Origin of the sequence: Phascolarctobacterium succinatutens YIT 12067 (genome assembly GCF_000188175.1) — a bacterium.
In the GTDB taxonomy this organism is placed as follows: domain Bacteria; phylum Bacillota; class Negativicutes; order Acidaminococcales; family Acidaminococcaceae; genus Phascolarctobacterium_A; species Phascolarctobacterium_A succinatutens.
Genome location: NZ_GL830938.1, coordinates 37,699 through 54,842, shown reverse-complemented (window position 1 = coordinate 54,842; position 17,144 = coordinate 37,699). Strand labels below are relative to the sequence as shown.

At 46.9% G+C, this 17,144-nt stretch carries 17 protein-coding genes and 1 pseudogene; 1 reads left to right on the top strand and 17 read right to left on the bottom strand.

Translation table 11 applies throughout. The features are described from left to right. Positions 1–81: 81 nt before the first annotated feature. Complete coding sequence (locus tag HMPREF9443_RS11090) at positions 82–465, bottom strand: TnpV protein (RefSeq protein ID WP_021632747.1); 384 nt, start codon at positions 463–465, stop codon at positions 82–84. Between HMPREF9443_RS11090 and HMPREF9443_RS11085 the strand changes: the two genes are divergently transcribed. After that, entirely contained in the window at positions 464–1,177 is a 714-nt protein-coding gene (locus tag HMPREF9443_RS11085) for a hypothetical protein (RefSeq protein WP_021632746.1), read from the top strand. The two genes, HMPREF9443_RS11090 and HMPREF9443_RS11085, sit on opposite strands and share 2 nt — an antisense overlap. Before the next feature lie 48 nt (positions 1,178–1,225). Here the strand turns inward: HMPREF9443_RS11085 and HMPREF9443_RS10060 are convergent, their stop codons facing one another. The 16 genes and pseudogenes from HMPREF9443_RS10060 to ltrA form a co-directional block, all read right to left on the bottom strand. Then, entirely contained in the window at positions 1,226–1,432 is a 207-nt protein-coding gene (locus HMPREF9443_RS10060; protein WP_002578948.1) for a transposon-transfer assisting family protein, read from the bottom strand. Beyond that, a complete protein-coding gene (locus HMPREF9443_RS10055) occupies positions 1,429–2,025 on the bottom strand; it encodes a YodL domain-containing protein (RefSeq protein WP_002304389.1) in 597 nt (198 codons plus the stop codon). Before HMPREF9443_RS10055 ends, HMPREF9443_RS10060 begins: the two co-directional genes overlap by 4 nt. A gap of 13 nt (positions 2,026–2,038) precedes the next feature. Then, positions 2,039–2,884 (bottom strand): LPD16 domain-containing protein, encoded by an 846-nt coding sequence (locus tag HMPREF9443_RS10050; protein WP_002304387.1) that lies wholly within the window; start codon positions 2,882–2,884, stop codon positions 2,039–2,041. Beyond that, positions 2,881–4,956 (bottom strand): DNA topoisomerase 3, encoded by a 2,076-nt coding sequence (locus HMPREF9443_RS10045; RefSeq protein WP_002578949.1) that lies wholly within the window; start codon positions 4,954–4,956, stop codon positions 2,881–2,883. Before HMPREF9443_RS10045 ends, HMPREF9443_RS10050 begins: the two co-directional genes overlap by 4 nt. Positions 4,957–5,133: 177 nt before the next feature. Then, entirely contained in the window at positions 5,134–6,366 is a 1,233-nt protein-coding gene (locus tag HMPREF9443_RS10040; RefSeq protein ID WP_002304383.1) for an ATP-binding protein, read from the bottom strand. A 151-nt stretch (positions 6,367–6,517) separates the two neighbouring features. Beyond that, positions 6,518–7,201, bottom strand: coding sequence for a DUF4366 domain-containing protein (locus HMPREF9443_RS10035; RefSeq protein ID WP_002578950.1), 684 nt, complete (start codon positions 7,199–7,201; stop codon positions 6,518–6,520). After that, entirely contained in the window at positions 7,191–7,448 is a 258-nt protein-coding gene (locus tag HMPREF9443_RS10030; RefSeq protein ID WP_002304378.1) for a DUF4315 family protein, read from the bottom strand. The genes HMPREF9443_RS10035 and HMPREF9443_RS10030 overlap by 11 nt, the downstream gene beginning before the upstream one ends. A 14-nt stretch (positions 7,449–7,462) precedes the next feature. Continuing rightward, positions 7,463–9,199 carry a C40 family peptidase gene (locus HMPREF9443_RS10025; RefSeq protein ID WP_002304377.1) on the bottom strand — a complete coding sequence of 579 codons (1,737 nt, stop codon included), beginning with the start codon at positions 9,197–9,199 and terminating at the stop codon, positions 7,463–7,465. Between the two features lie 3 nt (positions 9,200–9,202). Further along, on the bottom strand, positions 9,203–11,590 hold the full coding sequence (locus tag HMPREF9443_RS10020) for a VirB4-like conjugal transfer ATPase, CD1110 family (RefSeq protein WP_002588967.1): 2,388 nt from the start codon (positions 11,588–11,590) through the stop codon (positions 9,203–9,205). Further along, on the bottom strand, positions 11,550–11,984 hold the full coding sequence (locus HMPREF9443_RS10015; protein ID WP_002304375.1) for a PrgI family protein: 435 nt from the start codon (positions 11,982–11,984) through the stop codon (positions 11,550–11,552). The genes HMPREF9443_RS10020 and HMPREF9443_RS10015 overlap by 41 nt, the downstream gene beginning before the upstream one ends. Positions 11,985–12,001: 17 nt before the next feature. Continuing rightward, complete coding sequence (locus tag HMPREF9443_RS10010) at positions 12,002–12,868, bottom strand: VirB6/TrbL-like conjugal transfer protein, CD1112 family (RefSeq protein ID WP_002304374.1); 867 nt, start codon at positions 12,866–12,868, stop codon at positions 12,002–12,004. Positions 12,869–12,893: 25 nt separating this feature from the next. Continuing rightward, complete coding sequence (locus tag HMPREF9443_RS10005; protein ID WP_002576404.1) at positions 12,894–13,109, bottom strand: Maff2 family mobile element protein; 216 nt, start codon at positions 13,107–13,109, stop codon at positions 12,894–12,896. Between the two features lie 83 nt (positions 13,110–13,192). Continuing rightward, positions 13,193–13,585, bottom strand: coding sequence for a helix-turn-helix domain-containing protein (locus tag HMPREF9443_RS10000; RefSeq protein WP_002304334.1), 393 nt, complete (start codon positions 13,583–13,585; stop codon positions 13,193–13,195). A gap of 5 nt (positions 13,586–13,590) precedes the next feature. Then, positions 13,591–13,911 (bottom strand): hypothetical protein, encoded by a 321-nt coding sequence (locus HMPREF9443_RS09995; protein ID WP_002304332.1) that lies wholly within the window; start codon positions 13,909–13,911, stop codon positions 13,591–13,593. Positions 13,912–13,923: 12 nt separating this feature from the next. Then, positions 13,924–14,946, bottom strand: a pseudogene (locus tag HMPREF9443_RS09990) (VirD4-like conjugal transfer protein, CD1115 family); the annotation flags it as partial. Positions 14,947–15,078: 132 nt separating this feature from the next. Continuing rightward, the gene (gene ltrA / locus HMPREF9443_RS09985) at positions 15,079–16,989 is read right to left on the bottom strand and encodes a group II intron reverse transcriptase/maturase (RefSeq protein WP_009005801.1); all 1,911 of its coding nucleotides are present in this window, start codon (positions 16,987–16,989) and stop codon (positions 15,079–15,081) included. Positions 16,990–17,144: the final 155 nt, after the last annotated feature.

Below are 17,144 nucleotides of genomic sequence, written 5' to 3'. Positions count from 1 at the left end.
AAGAAAAAGCAGAGGGCGTAAAGCTCTCTGCTCGGTCGATAAAACTGATTTGTTCATTTTCGGAGAGGAAAAGGTTCAGACTCAGCTGTTGATAAGCTCCGTCATCACGACTTCCTCCGCCTGTGCTTTCAGGCTGTTCATGTGCTGCACCCACGCCATCTGCTGCGTTTCCTTGTCCGGTGCGGGGCTGTCCTTCAGGTACTGCTCCATCAGAAACTCCACTCTGGCTTTCGCTGTTTCCTCGATCTCCCACAGGTGCGGGAACAGGCTCTCCGTCAGAATCATGTCGTTCAGGAGCATCGGATTGTTCTGTTCCAAAAATGCTCGACGCATCCTGCCGTACTTGCCCAGAGGTTTCTCTCCCTCGTTCTCCAACTGAAGGTTCGGAATCTGATAATCTCCGGCCTGTCTGTAAGTCATCTCGCTCATAATCTGTACTCCTTTCGGTAGCTTTAATCTGCTCATGTTCTCCAATCGCTTTTTCGATTTCCTGAAACATCCTTGTGCTGATGGCATTCACCGCAGTACCAAGGGCATTTACCGTCTGTCTGGTGTTAAAATCAAACACCTTCTGGAAATCCTCATGCTCGAAGTAGTTGTCGGGACTTTCCACGAACCGGCAATACATCGTATAGGATACGCTGTTTGCCACCGCATTTTTGAAAGCTACTTCGATGTTGAGTTCATCATACTCCTCAAGGAAGCTGTTGGCAACGATGTCGAGGAACTGCTTTTTGTAATCGTCCCAATACTCAGCCGCCAGTGCGGATGCAATATCTTCAAGCTGTGCTTCCAGTACCCCGTCAGCGGCAACACCGAAGGTACGCTCCATCGCTTCCATGACATAGGAGCGGTTTTCAGGCGTCACCTCCCACGGTTTCAGTTCCGGGGAAGAACGGCGAACGCCGGTATCCGCCACATCAAACACATAGCGCAGATACGGTTTATCCCTGTTCATCACAAACAGAGCAATGCCGGTAGAGCCACGCTTTACATATCTGCGGTAATTTTCAGCGTTCCAGTCCTCATAGGGCTTGCAAAAGGTCGCATTGGGGCGCTGAGCATAAATCATCACCTGTTCCGGATAGGTGAACTCATAGTTGCGGGACATCGTTCTCAAAAACGAAGTCCAGTTATCTGTGTTCGAGGTGATTTTCCCAATCGTTTCTTTTGCTAATCCGGAATAAAATCGCTCTTTTGCGTTCATTGTATCCCTCCAATCCTATCAATCCGGATAAAGGTTCAGCTTCTCAAAGGCGGCATCGTCCATGGCTGAAACTTTACGGAGAACCGAGTCTGCCAAAGCAAAAAGCTCTGACTCGTCCTCCGAAAGCTGTTCCTTCATCAGTGTCAGTGCTTCACACAGCCCTGACCTTGTGCCAGGGCTGTAAAGCATCATCATGTTCCGCTCATCCTGTGTGAAATCCATCATTCAATCTCCCTTTCCGGGTGGCTCTTGGGCGGCTTATGGGAAACATCCGGCACGGGCTTTTCCTTTAACTGCTCCAACACCGAAGGACGTTCCTCTAATCCGGACGCTTTTCCGTTATTGATGATACCGTCAATCATCCCATAATCATCTTCCATTGCCATCTCTGCGTTTTTCAGGTAGTTTTCGGACTTCATAAAGTTTTCCAGCTTCTGAAACCCAACAGAATCTACATAGTGAAAGGATACCTCACCGACTACCTTTAAGGCTACGATGTCGCTGACCGACATACTGTGACCACGGAAATCATCCGGGTGGTCAATATTGAACTTTACATACAAATCTTCCAGCTGCCGATTCACATCCTCGGACATAGAAATGGAGCCATGATAGACCACCTCGTAACGGTCAATCTCAGGCTCCATTTCTTTCTTCTGAAGGTAGCTGTAATTTGCAAACATGAGCGGGATATTATCGTCTACATCTTCCCGCAGCTGAAGAATCGCATAGGAATCCGTGGGGCTTTCCAGAAAAGCAACCATTCTGTCATCCGGGGTGGTATTTCCGTGAACATCATCCCATTTTTCGTTTTTCATATCCGTGTCCTCCTTATCGTTCAGGCTCTTTGCGTTTGGGAGAGGGACTGGCAGGCGCAGCTTTTTCTGCGGCCTGTGCCAGTTTTTCCATGACCGACTCACGCTTCGGAGAGTCGAGCTTATCCAGCTGACTTTTCAGCACTTTGGCAACCTCAACCGCAGTTTCCTCACGGGCTTCTTCAATGGCTGTATTCAGGAACTCACGATACGGAGCCGTATTACCAGCGGCAAGATCTGCCTTGATTTCTTGGATATGCGCCTGCACATCATCGACCTGATCCATATATTCATAGGGGTCGAAGTTCTCTGCAAAACGGTCGAGCTTAAAAGCAAGCTCAGCGATAGGGTCATTGACCACCACCGCCTGTCTGCCGACTTCAAAAGCCTGCTCCATGACATCCTCATAGAACATTGCCCGCAGTTCCCGGCGCTCCAGCCCGAAGGATTCCAGAATATCCCGGCGGACTTCGAGCATGGACAGTTCAGGGTTATCAACCTGACCGCCATCAATCTCGTTGTAGTTTTCATCCAACAGGGTGTAGTCGTAACCATCTTCGCAGGTCTGCACCGCAAGGATTCTATCCTTTCCGACCTTCCATGCGGCTTCATCGCCCATAATCTCAGGCTCCGGCATATAGCTTGCGCCGTTGCGCTCCATAATTTCTGCAAACTGGCAGATATGAAACACATTGTATCCGATCTGCGTATGATACTCGTCAATGAAGGTGCAGGGCTTCACAACCATTTCATCCGGGTAGTGAATCTGCACACAGCTGCCATCGGGGATATGAAACAAATCCTTATAATGGCTGTCGATAAATCGGATTTCCTTACCATCCGGGTTGTACTCATTTGTCATTTGCGCTTTCCTCCATTTTCAAATTCCATACTGAACTTCGTTTTGCCATCATCTGATACCTCCATAAAGACGGTGGCATCAAAGGTGTTGCCCGTTCTTTCGGACTTGCAATTCTTGAGCTTTACCTTGCCGGAACCAAGCAATTTCTGCGCCGTGGCAGAAGTCATGCTCTTGCCGATGCTCGCAAAGTAGCGATTGTTTTTCCAGAGGGCAAATTTGCAAGCTCTGTTGGAACAGAAAAATGCCTTGGCTTTGTCCTCTACAGCACTGCCGCAGAGCGGGCATTTGCCGATAGAATTGGCTTCTTTCGACATCATAACCTCGGAATCACGGATTACTTCATAGTTCTGAATCAGACCGGCAATCACATCTTTGATCTCGTCCATAAAGTCCTCGCTGGCATATTCGCCTTTCTCAATGAGCAACAATTTTTCTTCCCAATCCGCCGTCATGGATGGGGACTGAATCTGTTCCGGCATGACTGTTACCAGAGCCGTACCCTTGTGGGTCGGAATCAGGTGTTTGGTTTTCTTATCACCCTTACGCTCCAGAAAACCGATGCGAACCAGCTTCTCAATGATACCGGCACGGGTCGCAGGCGTTCCCAAACCTTTGCGCTCCACCTCATCAGGCATTTCGTCCGCACCGGCAGTTTCCATAGCAGAAAGCAGAGTATCCTCGGTAAAGTGTTTAGGGGGAGATGTTTTCCCTTCCTTGATTTCCGTGCCGCTGACGGTCATTTCGTCACCAACGGAAACAGAAGGGAGTGTCTGCACGTTTTCGTCGGATTTTGTCGAATCATTTTTCTGAACCAGAGCTTTCCATCCATCCTGCACAACAGTTTTGCCTTTGGTGGAAAACACGGTACCGCCACAGTCCAGCTCAATAACTGTCTCTGCGTATCGGTGCGGATCGCCAACAGCTACGCACAACCGATTCGAGATCAGTTGCAAAATTGCAAGTTCACCCTTGGGAAGTTCGCTCAGATTGCATTTCTGCAATTCTCTGGTCGGAATGATGGCATGGTGATCTGTGACCTTTTTGTTATTCACAACCTGCTCTGCATGAACTGGTATGTTATCCACATCCTCCACGGGGAATGTGTGGAAAGCCAGCTTTACGAGGTCGGTCAGGCTATGTGCCATATCTTCCGTCAGAAACCTGCTGTCGGTACGGGGATAAGTGACCAGTTTCTTTTCATAGAGGTTCTGCGTGTAGTCCAAGGTCTGCTGTGCCGTGTAGCCAAGCACACGGTTGGCTTCTCTCTGTAAACTGGTCAGGTCATAGAGCGCAGGCGGCTTTTCTGTTTTCTCCTTACATTCAGCTTTCTGAACGATTGCCACCGAACAGCTTTGTTTGACAGCTTCGGCTGCTGCCTTGGTTTTGAAGCGTTCGCTTGCAGCCGTAAAACCATCCAATCCAATCTGAACTGTGTAGAACAGTTCAGGCTTGAATGCGGAAATGGCAGCTTCTCGCATAACAGCCATAGCAAGGGTAGGGGTCATAACACGACCAACATTCAGGGTCTGCCCGTAAAGGGTCGAAAAAAGTCGAGTAGCGTTAATACCAACAATCCAGTCGGCTCGTTCTCGACACAGTGCTGCTTCATACAAAGCATCATATTCCGTTCCAGACCTGAGATTTTCAAAGCCCTCCTTGATTGCTACATCTTCCATCGAGGAAATCCAAAGCCGCTCAAACGGCTTTCTGCACCCGGCTTTGTGGTACACCAACCGAAAGATCAGCTCGCCCTCACGACCGGCATCTGTTGCACACACAAGACTCGCAACATCTTCTCTGGCCATGAGCTTTTTCAGAATCCCAAACTGTTTTTTCGTACCGGCAGAAACCTCATACTGCCAGTCCATCGGGAAGATAGGAAGGTCTGCATAAGCCCATTTGCTGTACTTCGCATCATAGACTTCCGGCTGTGCCAGCTCCACCAAATGCCCTACACACCAGCTGACCACATATCCGTTTCCCTCTAAGTAGCCATCCTCACGCTTGGCAGCACCTAACACTTTGGCAATACTCTGTGCAACCGAAGGCTTTTCAGCCAAAACTAATTTCATTTGCATCTGCTCCTTTCACAAAAAAATAAGCAGCCACACACCGTAGTGCATGACTGCTATGTAAAAAGTTCGGAAAGGATTTTTGCAACCTGATACAATTTTCTGTTCTACAATCTCCGTCATAATAAAAATATCTCCATCATTTCAAAAGAGAATGACGGAGATATTTCACCTTGCTTATTCTTGTAGCAACCAATCGGCTATATCGTGAATTTCGATTCCTTCATAGCTATATTGGGGATGTTTGGTTCTGGCAATAATCATTTTCGGATAAGCGTCTCGAATCTGAAGCAGAGGAGAGCATTCTCTCTCAAATGTTTCCTGCCCGGAAATGTTGTCGCTGACCTGAATATAAATCTTTTCGCTACCTCTCTGAGCAACAAAGTCGATTTCCTTTTGATAGAGCTTGCCGACATAGACATCATATCCACGGCGAAGAAGCTCGATACAAACAACGTTTTCATATACTCTGCCATAGTCTATATTTCTGCTTCCCAGTATTGCATATCGAATACCGCTGTCACACAAATAGAACTTTTCAGAGCTTTCAAGGTATTTCTTACCTCGGATGTCATATCTCTTAATATCATAAAATACAAAAGCATTGCACAAATACTTAATGTACTTGCCGACGGTTACATGATTGGTTGGAGTCTCATTTGCTGTCAGTAGCTGACTGACCTTATTCGGAGAAGTCAGGTTGCTGATATTATCCATAAGGAACTCGCTCAGACGTTGTAAAACCAAAGTGTCCGGGAGAGTATATTTCTGTACCAAATCCCTTGTAACAATCGTTTCGTAGACCTCTTTGATATAGTTTGTTCTGTCTTTTTCGGTTCTATAAGCATAGGAACCTGCTAAACCGCCCTTGATAGCGTACTCATCAAAGAGCTTATCTTTGTCACTAATATCATCATAATACTGGCAATATTCCTGGAAGCTGAAAGGAAACACATGAATTTCAATATAGCGTCCGGTAAACAGAGTTGCCAGATCTGCACTCAACAGGAAAGCATTAGAGCCTGTTACATAGATGTCGTATTTTCCCTTAGAGTACAGGCTATTGATTGCCAACTCAAACTTGGGACACATCTGAACCTCGTCTACAAACAGGTAGTTCGTTTTTCCTTCCTGATAATGTTCTTCCACATAGGCGTGTAAGGCATGGTATTCCTTGATTTCTTCATACGCCAAATCCATGAAGTCGATGAAGATAATATTGATGTTTTCAAAATTGCTTTTCAGATACGCAATATACGCCTGCATCAATTTGGACTTACCAGATCGACGAATGCCCGTGATGATCTTGATGTCAGGAGTACCATTCAGTTCAATGATTCTATCGAGATATTTTGCTCTCGTGATTGTTTTCATATAGTCACCCGCTTTCAAAAATTGAAGTTTTTTCATTTCTCGAAACCGCTTCGCTGTACTTATTATACTGTCTGCTAATAGTATATGCAAGATGTCACTTTCAAAAACGCAAATTTTTTTATTTTTTGAAAGCGGAAACTATGTAAAGGCAACCCGAAGGCTGCCCCAGGCATCAAGCCTATCCTGTTTACACAGGTTCATTATCATCTTCATCGACGGAGCTATCTTCATCGTCGTCCTCAAACTCCGGATCGTACCCATAGTCCTCGTCATCGTCCACATAATCAGCATCTGGGTCAGGCTTTGCCGCTTCCTGTGCCTTCTTCTTTTCCTGGACTTTCTTAAATACGAAGAATCCACCACCACAGGCAAGCACAATCAGAGTAAGAATCGCCGGGAGCATATTTGTGGATTTCGGCTTTTCCTCCGGTGTCGGTTCTGTAATTTCAGGAACTGTTTCAACTACTTCCGGCTTTGTTTCCTCAACCGGCTTGGTGAACTCTGCAACTTCTTCCTCGTCCATCAGCTTGAGCAGGTCGGCTTCATCCACCTGATTCAGAAAATGCACGGTTTCCTCGCCCTTATCATCACGGTCAATGATGATATAGAAGTAGTTTCCGTTTTTGGTTACAGCGGTAATGAACTGCTTTCCGCTTTTCGTAGGCGAGCCAGCGTCATCAACCAAAGTCAGATTGCCGTCGGGAGTAAGCGGTAGCATCGGCTCCTCCGGCTCTGTTTCGGGAACTTTTTCTTCGACCGCAGGTTCTTCAGTCGCTACGCTTTCATCTACATAGGCAAATGCCGTTGTAGAAAACACGCCAAAACACATTGCACACGCCAGCAATGCGGCTCCAATTTTCTTAAATCTCATTCTGCGTTTCCTCCTCATTCATAGTATTGATCGTATCAGGCTTCGGAGCCATATCCGCAGCAAACATACGGAGCAGCTCGGAAAGCTGTTCGGGATTCAGGTTCGCAGCATGAACCATCTCATGGATTTCGGAATTTTCCTCCTCACGGTATCTGCGTTCCAGGTCTTTCACCTTAGCATCCCATTCTGCCCGTTTCTTACGGGCTTTTTCAAGGTCTGCACCTATTCTGTCTAACTTGGCACTCAATCGCCATCCCTCCTTTAGTTTCTGATTCTGCCGAAGCAGTAAAAATGCTGTTGCCAGTAATTCGATTCGATAGAAGCGTAGGAAATGGGGTTTCCGCAGTGGATCATCATACCATTGCCAACATAGATACCAACGTGTGATGCACCGGAGGTATCATAAGTGCCTTGGAAGAAAATCAAATCTCCCGGTTTGGCAGAGCTTTTCGGGATAATGTCGCATACGCCCATCAAACCGTTTGCGGTCAAACGACCAACACTCCAACCGTTTCCGCAGTGATTGATTACATAGGAAACAAATCCGGAGCAGTCAAAGGAGGTAGACGGGCTGCTGCCGCCCCACACATACGGGTATCCCAGATATTTTTCAGCTTCCCGAATCATATTGGCAAATCTTGTGTCTGTCAGCGCTTCGCCCGGAATATCATAATCGGTGTACTCGCCGCCAGGGGTGGCGTAAATGTCATTTCCGAAAATATCCGGTCTGTTGCCCCTTGTCTGAAGCAAAATTCTATATCGCTCCATATCATCTTCCGACAAGCCGGAATTTGAAATCACACTGTTCAAGCCCTTATTTCTGAGCTTCACATTCAGAATATAATATTCGTAATCTTCTTCCTCTGTTGTTGTCTCTCCCGTTTCGGGATCAGTAGAAGATGTTGTTCGTGTACGAATCTCTACTACTTCCGTCAGGGTCAGCTCATATTGTTGCTCAAATAGCCATTGCAGGGTAGCCTGCACCTCATCTCTGGTGTAATCCTCAAACTTCACCGTCAAATACGCCGCCAGCTCATAAGGATTGTGGTTGATTTCATCAAGGTCATACCGGTACTCGTCATATCCGCTATGAGTACGCTCGATATTATTGATTTTATTGCGGAGCGCAGCTTCCAAAGCCTTGTAATCATTGTCCGCACCAATAATATCTTCCTCTTTTGCAGTAAAAGAAGTTCCCAGAATGATCTGTGTGCCGCCTTGGAACATAGCCGAACAAGACGAGAACATCCCTGAGAGTATCATAAAAAGCAGTCCGGCAATCAAAACAAACAGAATCGTTTTAGAGTGTGTGGTGCAGAACTCCGTTACTCTTTCTGTGATGTTCTTGGCTCCCTGAGCTGCTTTGCCCGTTGCCTTGCCTGCACCCTTAGATGCAGAAGCCGTTGTCGAAGCGGTATTCTTACCGGCTTTGGCGGCAGCATATTCTTTCTTGATTGCCCTTTTCTGTTGCCAACGGGAAAAGGGATTGGAACCGGCATCGGGGTTGTCCTTTTTGAACTTCTCATACAGGGCATTTACATTTGCTTTATCTGACTTCTCAACCAGCTTTTCCGCCTTGTCGTAGGCTTTCAGCTTGTGACTGTAAACGGCATGATCGACGGTATAGACAGTGGATTCAACAGCCTTGGTCGTTTCCTGCACAGCCTGAACGCCGATATTATCATCCTCATATTCTGACACCGCCCGATGTGCTTTGGATGTGAGCGTGACTGCGGCACCACGGCTTGCCATGTGCTTTGCCACAGATGGGCGCTCGATTTCCGTAAACTCCGCTTTTTCAAAACGGAGCTTTGCTTTACGGGAACCGGCTGCATCTGTTTCCAGCTTTAGCTTCGGCTTTGCCTTTTTAGAAGCCAATTTGTCTGCCGCTTTTTCAGCCCTATCAACCGCCTTATCTGCACGGTCGGCAGCTTTCTTCACATGAGAATCTGCAAGGTCATCTTCGGTAAAACGGAGTCGTGTAGGTCTTTTCGCCATACATTACGCCTCCTTTTCCTGTGCCACCTCGTTTAACTTCGTGGTCATAATGCGATACAGTTCCAGATCTGTCGGGAATCGGTCAATGAACGGCAGAATCACATTGCCATAGAACAGAAGTCCTTCGCCCTCACCGGAGTTGGTTACATAGGACAGCTGATGCGGCGAAATGTTCAACCGCTGTGCCAGAATACTTCGGTCATCGCTTGCCTGATTCAGCATATAGATGAAATCAGAGTTTTCGAGGATGTTGGCAATCTCCGGGGAACGAAGCAGGTCTTTGACATTCTGAGTAATACCGGTCGGCAAGCCGCCCCATTTACGGAATCGCTTCCAGATTTCTACGGAATAGGTTGCCGTCTGTTCTTCCTTCAGAAGCAGATGGAACTCGTCAATATAATATCTGGTCGATTTACCGGCAGAACGGTTGGCAGTTACACGCCCCCAGACCTGATCCTGAACGATCAGCATACCGATTTTTTTCAGCTGATTGCCCAGCTCCTTAATGTCGAAGCACACCAGACGATTCTGAATATCCACATTGGTTCTGTTGTTAAACAGTTTCAGAGAACCCTTAACATAGATTTCCAAGGCGGTCGCTACATGGTGGGCTTCCTTTTCGTCCTGTTTCAGAAGGGCATCATACAAATCCTCAAGGATCGGCATATTCTCAGGGGCAGGATTGTCGAAATATCTCTGGTAAATCTGATGCACACAACGGTCGATAACCGTCTTTTCGATAGGCTGCAAGCCATCCTTACTGCCCATAATCAACTCACAGAGGGACAGGATAAAATCAGCTTTCAGTGCTACCGGGTTGTCATCCTCAGAGTAGTTCAGGTTGATGTCCATAGGGTTGATATAGTTGGTACTGGAGGAGCTGATTTTTACCACCTGACCATTGAACTTGTGAACCAGAGCCGCATATTCCGCTTCGGGGTCGCAGATGATAATATCGTCATCCGTAACCAGGAACGCATTGGTGATTTCACGCTTTGCGGAAAAGGATTTACCGGAACCGGGAGTACCCAGAATCAGTCCGTTGGGGTTCTTGAGCTTCTTTCTGTCCACCATGATAAGGTTGTTCGACAGAGCATTCAGCCCGTAATAGAGCGTTTCTCCACCATTCTGGAACAGCTCCTGCGTGGTGAAAGGCACAAAAATAGCCGTGGAACTGGTAGTCAGGCCACGACGAATCTCAATCAGGTTTTGTGCCAAAGGCAGGCTGCTCATCAGTCCGGATTCCTGCTGAAAATCCAAACGACGCAGATTGCAGTTATGCTTCTGGGCGATGCTCTGTGCCTGGAACACATTGTTCTCCAGTTCCTGCTCGGTGCGCCCGGTGTTCAGCACCAGAAATGTCACCATGAACATTCGCTCATTCTGGCTCTGCAATTCTTTCAGAAGTGACTTCGCATCTTTACCATAGGTAGCAAGGTCAGATGGGATAATGTCCATGTCATAGCCAGAACGCACAGCCTTTTTCTGTTCCTCGATTTTGGAACGGTCAAGCTCGGTGATGATTCTCTTGATGGTCTTAATCGCCGCAGTCTGGTCAACCGACTGGATGTGCATGGTCACGATCTGCGTGGATTCCATATCCAGAAAATCCGCCAGCATACGATCAGACAGGTCTGATGCCGTAATTGCCAGATAAGACATCGAACCGAAGATACTGCCCATCTGGAAGGTGCGGTTGGTCTTAAAGGCAAACGCCGTCGGAGCAATGAAGTCCTTTACGGACAGCCCGGATTCCACAAGATACTTCCAATCGAAGAAGAACTTATCATTATCACCCATGTGGAACATAGAGTGCATCAGATGCAGCCGCTCTTTGCCGTTCATGGTAGTGGCAATGACACCCAAACGCCGAAAGTTATTGAGCAGATCGTTTTCGATATGGTTGAGTCTCGGCTTTGCCTGCCGCATGGATTCGGCTTCAATGCCGAATGTCAGGTACTTGGTTTTGGTCAAGCCGTTGTTGCCCTGCGCCAACTGCTTTTTCAGCATCTGGCTATACTCGGCACGGACGGGATTGAAGCTGTCCTTCTTGAACGGGATACGGATACTCTTTTCAAAGCTTTCAGCATCGGTACTCAGGTTCATAAAGGAAAGCTCAAAGTGAATGGAGCTGTCAAAGAAATTCAGGAAACTGCACCACTCATCGAAGATGGCAGTCTTATCTTCCTGCTGTGCCAGCTGATAGTTGATGTCCTGAAACTGAATGGTCTTGGTGTAATAACTGTCAGTGACACGGCAGATGCCATCCGGGAACATTCTCTGAAAGGGAATGGACTGCTGTGCAGTCTGCGGAATACCGTTGTCCTTCTTTGCCCGTTCCACAACAGCTTTAATTTCTCGCTGCTGCTTCCGATTCAGATTTGCAGGCATTTTGATGTTTCTTGCCTGTGGCTTCTTTTTGAAAAACAATTCGTTCAACCTCCTTTTCCAGTTTGTACTGACGCATCAAAGCGTCATAATAGTTGTCCGTCTGATAAGGGCGAACCTTGGGACGAACGAATTTGGTCTGAATGAAGTGTTCTACAACCACTTCCAACGGCTGACTATCCTTTTCATACATTGCCAGAAAGAACAACGGTAACATGACGATCATCATGGACAGTGCTGCAAGGCTCACATTTCCGGTTGCTTTGACCAGAAAGAAAATCGGCACTCCGATGAGCGCCGCCGCACCAAAGCAAAGTAACTGCCGTTTCGTCAGATTGAAGAACACTTTTGTTTTTACCCTCGTCAGGTCACGAGGTACGGGAATATACGCTGCCAAACAATTTCCTCCTTCCCTTAGTGAGCGCTGAATACACCCTTCGCAAGCGAACCAGTCTTAAACAGGGTGAAGCACAAAAGGACGGTGTAGCCCATAACACCCCAGATAGAACCGATGATGTCATCACTGAATGCGATAGACTGAATCAGCACCGCATAAATGCCCACGCAGATCATAATCAGGAATCCCTGGAATCCGATTGCAAACAGCGAACGCAGATAATTCTGTCCGATATTGCTCTGTTCTCTGTTTCCAAAAGTGGAAAGCGGAATCGGGGCAAGGCTGACCATCAGATAAATTTCAATCATTCGACCGTAGACGATCACAAAGATGATGATTGCCAAAGCGGACATCGTGACCTGCACGATAAAGGATTGCAGGAACAAGCCGAGCAAAGGACCCAAATCCATTGCCATCAGCGTTTCTTCCATTGTTTCCAATGCCGAAGCATCTATGGCAGTATTTCCGGATATGATACCGGCGCTTGCGTTTATAACGTGCTGTGTCACATCAAACACAGCCATCGTGATATTGAATGTGTTTGTGATTAACATGACCGCAACAAAAGTCTTGAACACCCATTTGAAGAAGATCCAGGTTTCAAAATTTGCCAGATTGTTGTGGTCAATAATCATCTGAATTAGCTCATAACAGGCAATGAAGGTCAGAATCAAGCCTGCGATTGGGATAATCACTGACTCGGAGATGTTTCGTACCATGGCAAAGACACCCGGCGAAAAATTCGCCGGGGTCATGCCAACGGAGGTTGCTATCTCGCCAACCTGGTTGTTGACGGACTCAAACATCCCCGACAGATTTCCCATAATAGCTGAAACGAGCATTTCTTTCAGCCAGTCTGTGATCTGTTGGAGTATGCTGTCCAAAGGCGATTACCTCCTTGTTTTGTGATTAACCGAACAGTCCGGAGAGCAGAGGTACAAGGGTGGTGCCGATGAGGGCAACACCGCCGCCAGCCATGAGCTGCTTCATGCCCTGGGACTTTGCGCCGGGGTTATCGTTGCCGTAGCCCTCAAGCAGATTGATTGCACCCCAGATGCCAAGACCTGCGCCCAGAGCGATAACGAGAGTCTGAAGAACGGTTACTGCGCTATTGAAAAATGCCATAATATTTTCCTCCTAAAATTTGAAATTGTTTTGAGAATAGAAAAAGCCCTCCGTACTACCGGCATCAAAACCGGACGGAAGGCTTAGTTTACGAGAATCTTTTCAAGGAACTCCTCGACGGTTATCACGCCAAGTTTCTGTTCCATTCTGCTTCTTGCATATTCAGTTTCACAATCATATATATCACCACCACCTTTCATAAGAAACAGCCAATACATTGACTGCAACAAATCTTCACGAGAAGCACAGATTGTCGGTGAAAAAACGACAGGTGAAACCTTCAGAACCTCTGCGAGTTTCGCTGTGGTTTCTGCATTAGGGGTTCGAGCGTTTTTCTCATACTGAGCAATACGGACATCCGCTGTTTTCTCGGAATACCCCATCAGGAGTCCAAGCTCTTTCTGGGTAAGGCGGCGAAATCGTCTAACGAACTTCAATCGCTGCCCAATAGAGGTATCCGTGATCCACCAAGTCATTTTTTTTACACCTCGCTTTCTGCAAATTCTCGATATACAACCTCATTTTTTGCTCTGCGCTTGCCTACGGCTTCACTGGGAGCAAGGTCAGGGTAGGTTGCCTGCACTTTCTGTCTGCTTCTGCGGACAGTTTCAAACCCCGGAAAGCTGCGTCTATCCAGTTCCTTCAAAAACACAGGAACCGTCATGGCATGAATGTCGATGCCACGCAGACCGGAATAGTGTTCCAGTACCATCAGGTACAAATGATTGTCGGTATTTCTTGCCTTGTGGTCGTGTTCCAAGATGTTCTTAACCAGGGCAGATACCGTTTTCAGATTTTCCAAACAGAAACCTCCTTAATCCGCATCGACTACCACAAACTCATCACCTGCCTTGAGCTTCAACCTTCGACTCAGAAACTGCTCAATGTTGAACTCATTTCTCTTATCAAAGTCTGATGTGTACTTATAATTGGGGTGCTGCGTCAGATCGTACTTGTCAGAAAGAAACGGTCTGACACCACGCAACTGCAAAATACACTTGCTGCCATCCAGAACCGCAAGCTCATCTACGCTCGCAAGGTCTTTGCCTAACTTCTGATAATTCAAGCCGTAAGACGGGCTGTTACCTCTGGTGTTGGAGGTGTTGTAGGTGTCGATAGTTTCTTTTCCCAATGCCTGATTCAGTTCTTTGAGCGTGGTTGGCTCAGAACCACCCAGGAAAATTCGGGAATCCATGTTGCCGATGATGGTATCGGCATTGTCTTTATAAATGGCTTTCAGCTGTGATTGTGCCTGGAGAACAAGGCAAGCCGATATTTCACGGCTTCGGATTGTCGCTACCAGTTTTTCCAGATTGGGAATCTGACCGATGTTTGCCATCTCATCAATCAAGCAGCGCACATGAACCGGCAGTCTGCCGCCGTACACATCATCTGCTTTCTCGCACAACAAGTTGAACAGCTGTGTGTAAATCATGGAGATCAAAAAATTAAACGTCGCATCCGTATCTGACATAATCAGAAAGAGCGCCGTTTTCTTATCTCCGAGAGTATCCAACTGCAACTCGTCATAGGCAGTCACATCTCTGACCTCCTGAATATCAAAAGGAGCCAGACGAGCGCCGCAGGAAATCAAAATCGACTTAGCGGTCTTGCCGGCAGCCAGCTTGTATTTTTTATACTGACGGACTGCAAAGTGATTCGGCTTTTTCTTTTCCAGGGCTTCAAACATCAGATCCACCGGGTTCTGGAACTCCTCATCATCTTCCCGCACCTCCATTGCGTTCAGGAACTCAATCAGGGTGGAGAAATTCTGTTCCTCAACCGGAGCTTCATAGTGGATATATCCGATCAAGGCACAGTAGAGCAGCGTTTCCGCCTATAGTGATAGGTAATCCTTTGAAGTTATCGCCGGATTTTCCCCCACTCCACACCGGACGTGCGACTTTCACCGCATCCGGCGTTCCATCGGTTGTTTTCACAAGCATTTAATCAATCACCAAATGAAATGTTAGTTTTCTATTGCGGACAAACCAGCCTGCTGGCGCAGACTGTTCACTTTTAACATCAGTTCCTTTGTTGCCTTGAGCGTGTCGGCTATCTCTTTTAGCTCATTCTTAGGACACTCTTGCAGGAGTGGAAGAAATCTATTATGGAACAAAATCATATTTCGATAGCGTTCCTTGCCGCCCAATTCTGCCGGTGTTTTCAGCCAGCATACTATGTCAGCCGCATTTTCAAAGAGTTCCCCACTTAGCGCACATTTTCCACGTTGAGCCGAGAATAGTGAAATCCTGCTGTCAGTAAGTTCTGTGCTTCGCCCCATAGACGGTTGATTCCTCAAACCTGATAGAACAGATGAGTTCATACTTAGGTTCGTGTGTATCAATGCCCGTCCCTCTACCGTGTAACTGCAAACCGCCGCTTTCTTTGCCATCGGTATCTTGTTCTTGATGTATGCGATAGGGTAGATAGGTTGGTCGATTCCAGATACATACCGTATCATTGCCGACTTTCCAAACCGTTCTTTTTCGCTCTCGGTCATTGCGCCGCCCTCTCGAACAAGTCTGCACCCGGTTTCTGTATTGAGCCGATTTGTTAAAACTGTCATGACCTGTCTGTGGATTTTCCTGCAATCAATGCTGATGCAGGTGGCAAGTTGAAAATAATTCTGTATTCCCAGAACCATTGAATTGTACAGCCGTATTTCGTCCAAAGGTCTTTTTCCCTCTGAAGGTCGGGCAATTCGTTTCGCCTGTTCCACCAGTTTTTGCCTTTCCAGTTCCAACTTTTTGTCACAGATATGAGATTGCACGATGTACTTCCTGCTTTTCGGTCTGACTCGTATCTTAAACCCAAGAAACTCTGAATAGCGTTTTCTAACATTGACTATCCTTGTTTTCTCTGGCGATACCTCCAACCTCAGCCTCTCGGTTATCCATGCCGTTACAGCCTCTTTCGTTCTCAAAGCGTCCTCTTTATTCCGGCAGAAAATTCTGAAATCATCTGCATATCTCACGATATACATTTCTTTCAACCCTGTTTTCCTCATTTTGAGGAATGCCTTGCTCCGGTCAAAAGTAATCGAGTTTCTGATTTTCCTCTCATACCCGTATTCCTTTACAAGAGGGTGGTTCTGCCATTGGCTCTCAACCCATTTGTCCAGTTCATTCAGCACGATATTGGCAAGCAACGGTGAAATGATACCGCCTTGCGGAGTGCCTTTGTCTGGAATGAGTGTAGTGCCGTCTGGCATTCTAATCGGTGCTTTCAGAATCCGCTTGATAATAAAAATCAACTGCTTGTCGTGTATTCCCATTGCCCATATTTGCCGCATTAGCTTGCTGTGATTTACGTTGTCGAAAAATCCTTTTATATCAAACTCAATCACATAATGCAGGTTCATGCGTTGAAGCATGGTGTAAGTTTTCTGCACGGCGTGTTCCACGGAACGGTTCGGGCGAAAGCCGTAACTGTTGTCGCTGAATTTCGCTTCGCAGATTGGCTCTATGACCTGTTTGATACATTGCTGTACCAGCCTGTCCCAGATACAGGGAATACCTAACGGTCTGGTTTTTCCGTTTGGTTTCGGAATGTCTTTGCGTCTTACCGGCTTTGGGCGGTATCCGTGCTGACTTCCTGTGACAATAAACCTCACTTTCTCTGCAACTGTTTCGGGCGGTAAACACCCGATGTCACTGATGTTTTTGTTGTCTGTTCCTGCTGTGTAGCTTCCTCCGTTTGCTTTGATGTTCCGATATGCCAGAAGAATGTTGTCCCGGCTCAGAATTAAATCCATAAGGTCGGTAAAATTTTCTCCCTCCAAACTTCGATGATAGAGTTCATCAAAAACTGGCTGCATACCGTAATACTCGGCATGACGTAAGTCATCTACACATAGAGTTTTGTTTTTCTTTGGCATAAGGCATCACCTCCTTTTTGCGAAAGTGACCCTTTTGGTCTTACTCGAATCCTTATGTTGGATTGAATAATGCCTGCTTATCTCAACCGACTTGTGGCCATTCCTCCGTAGCTCACATAACGCAAGCACATCATAGGTTCGACCACTACTTTTCA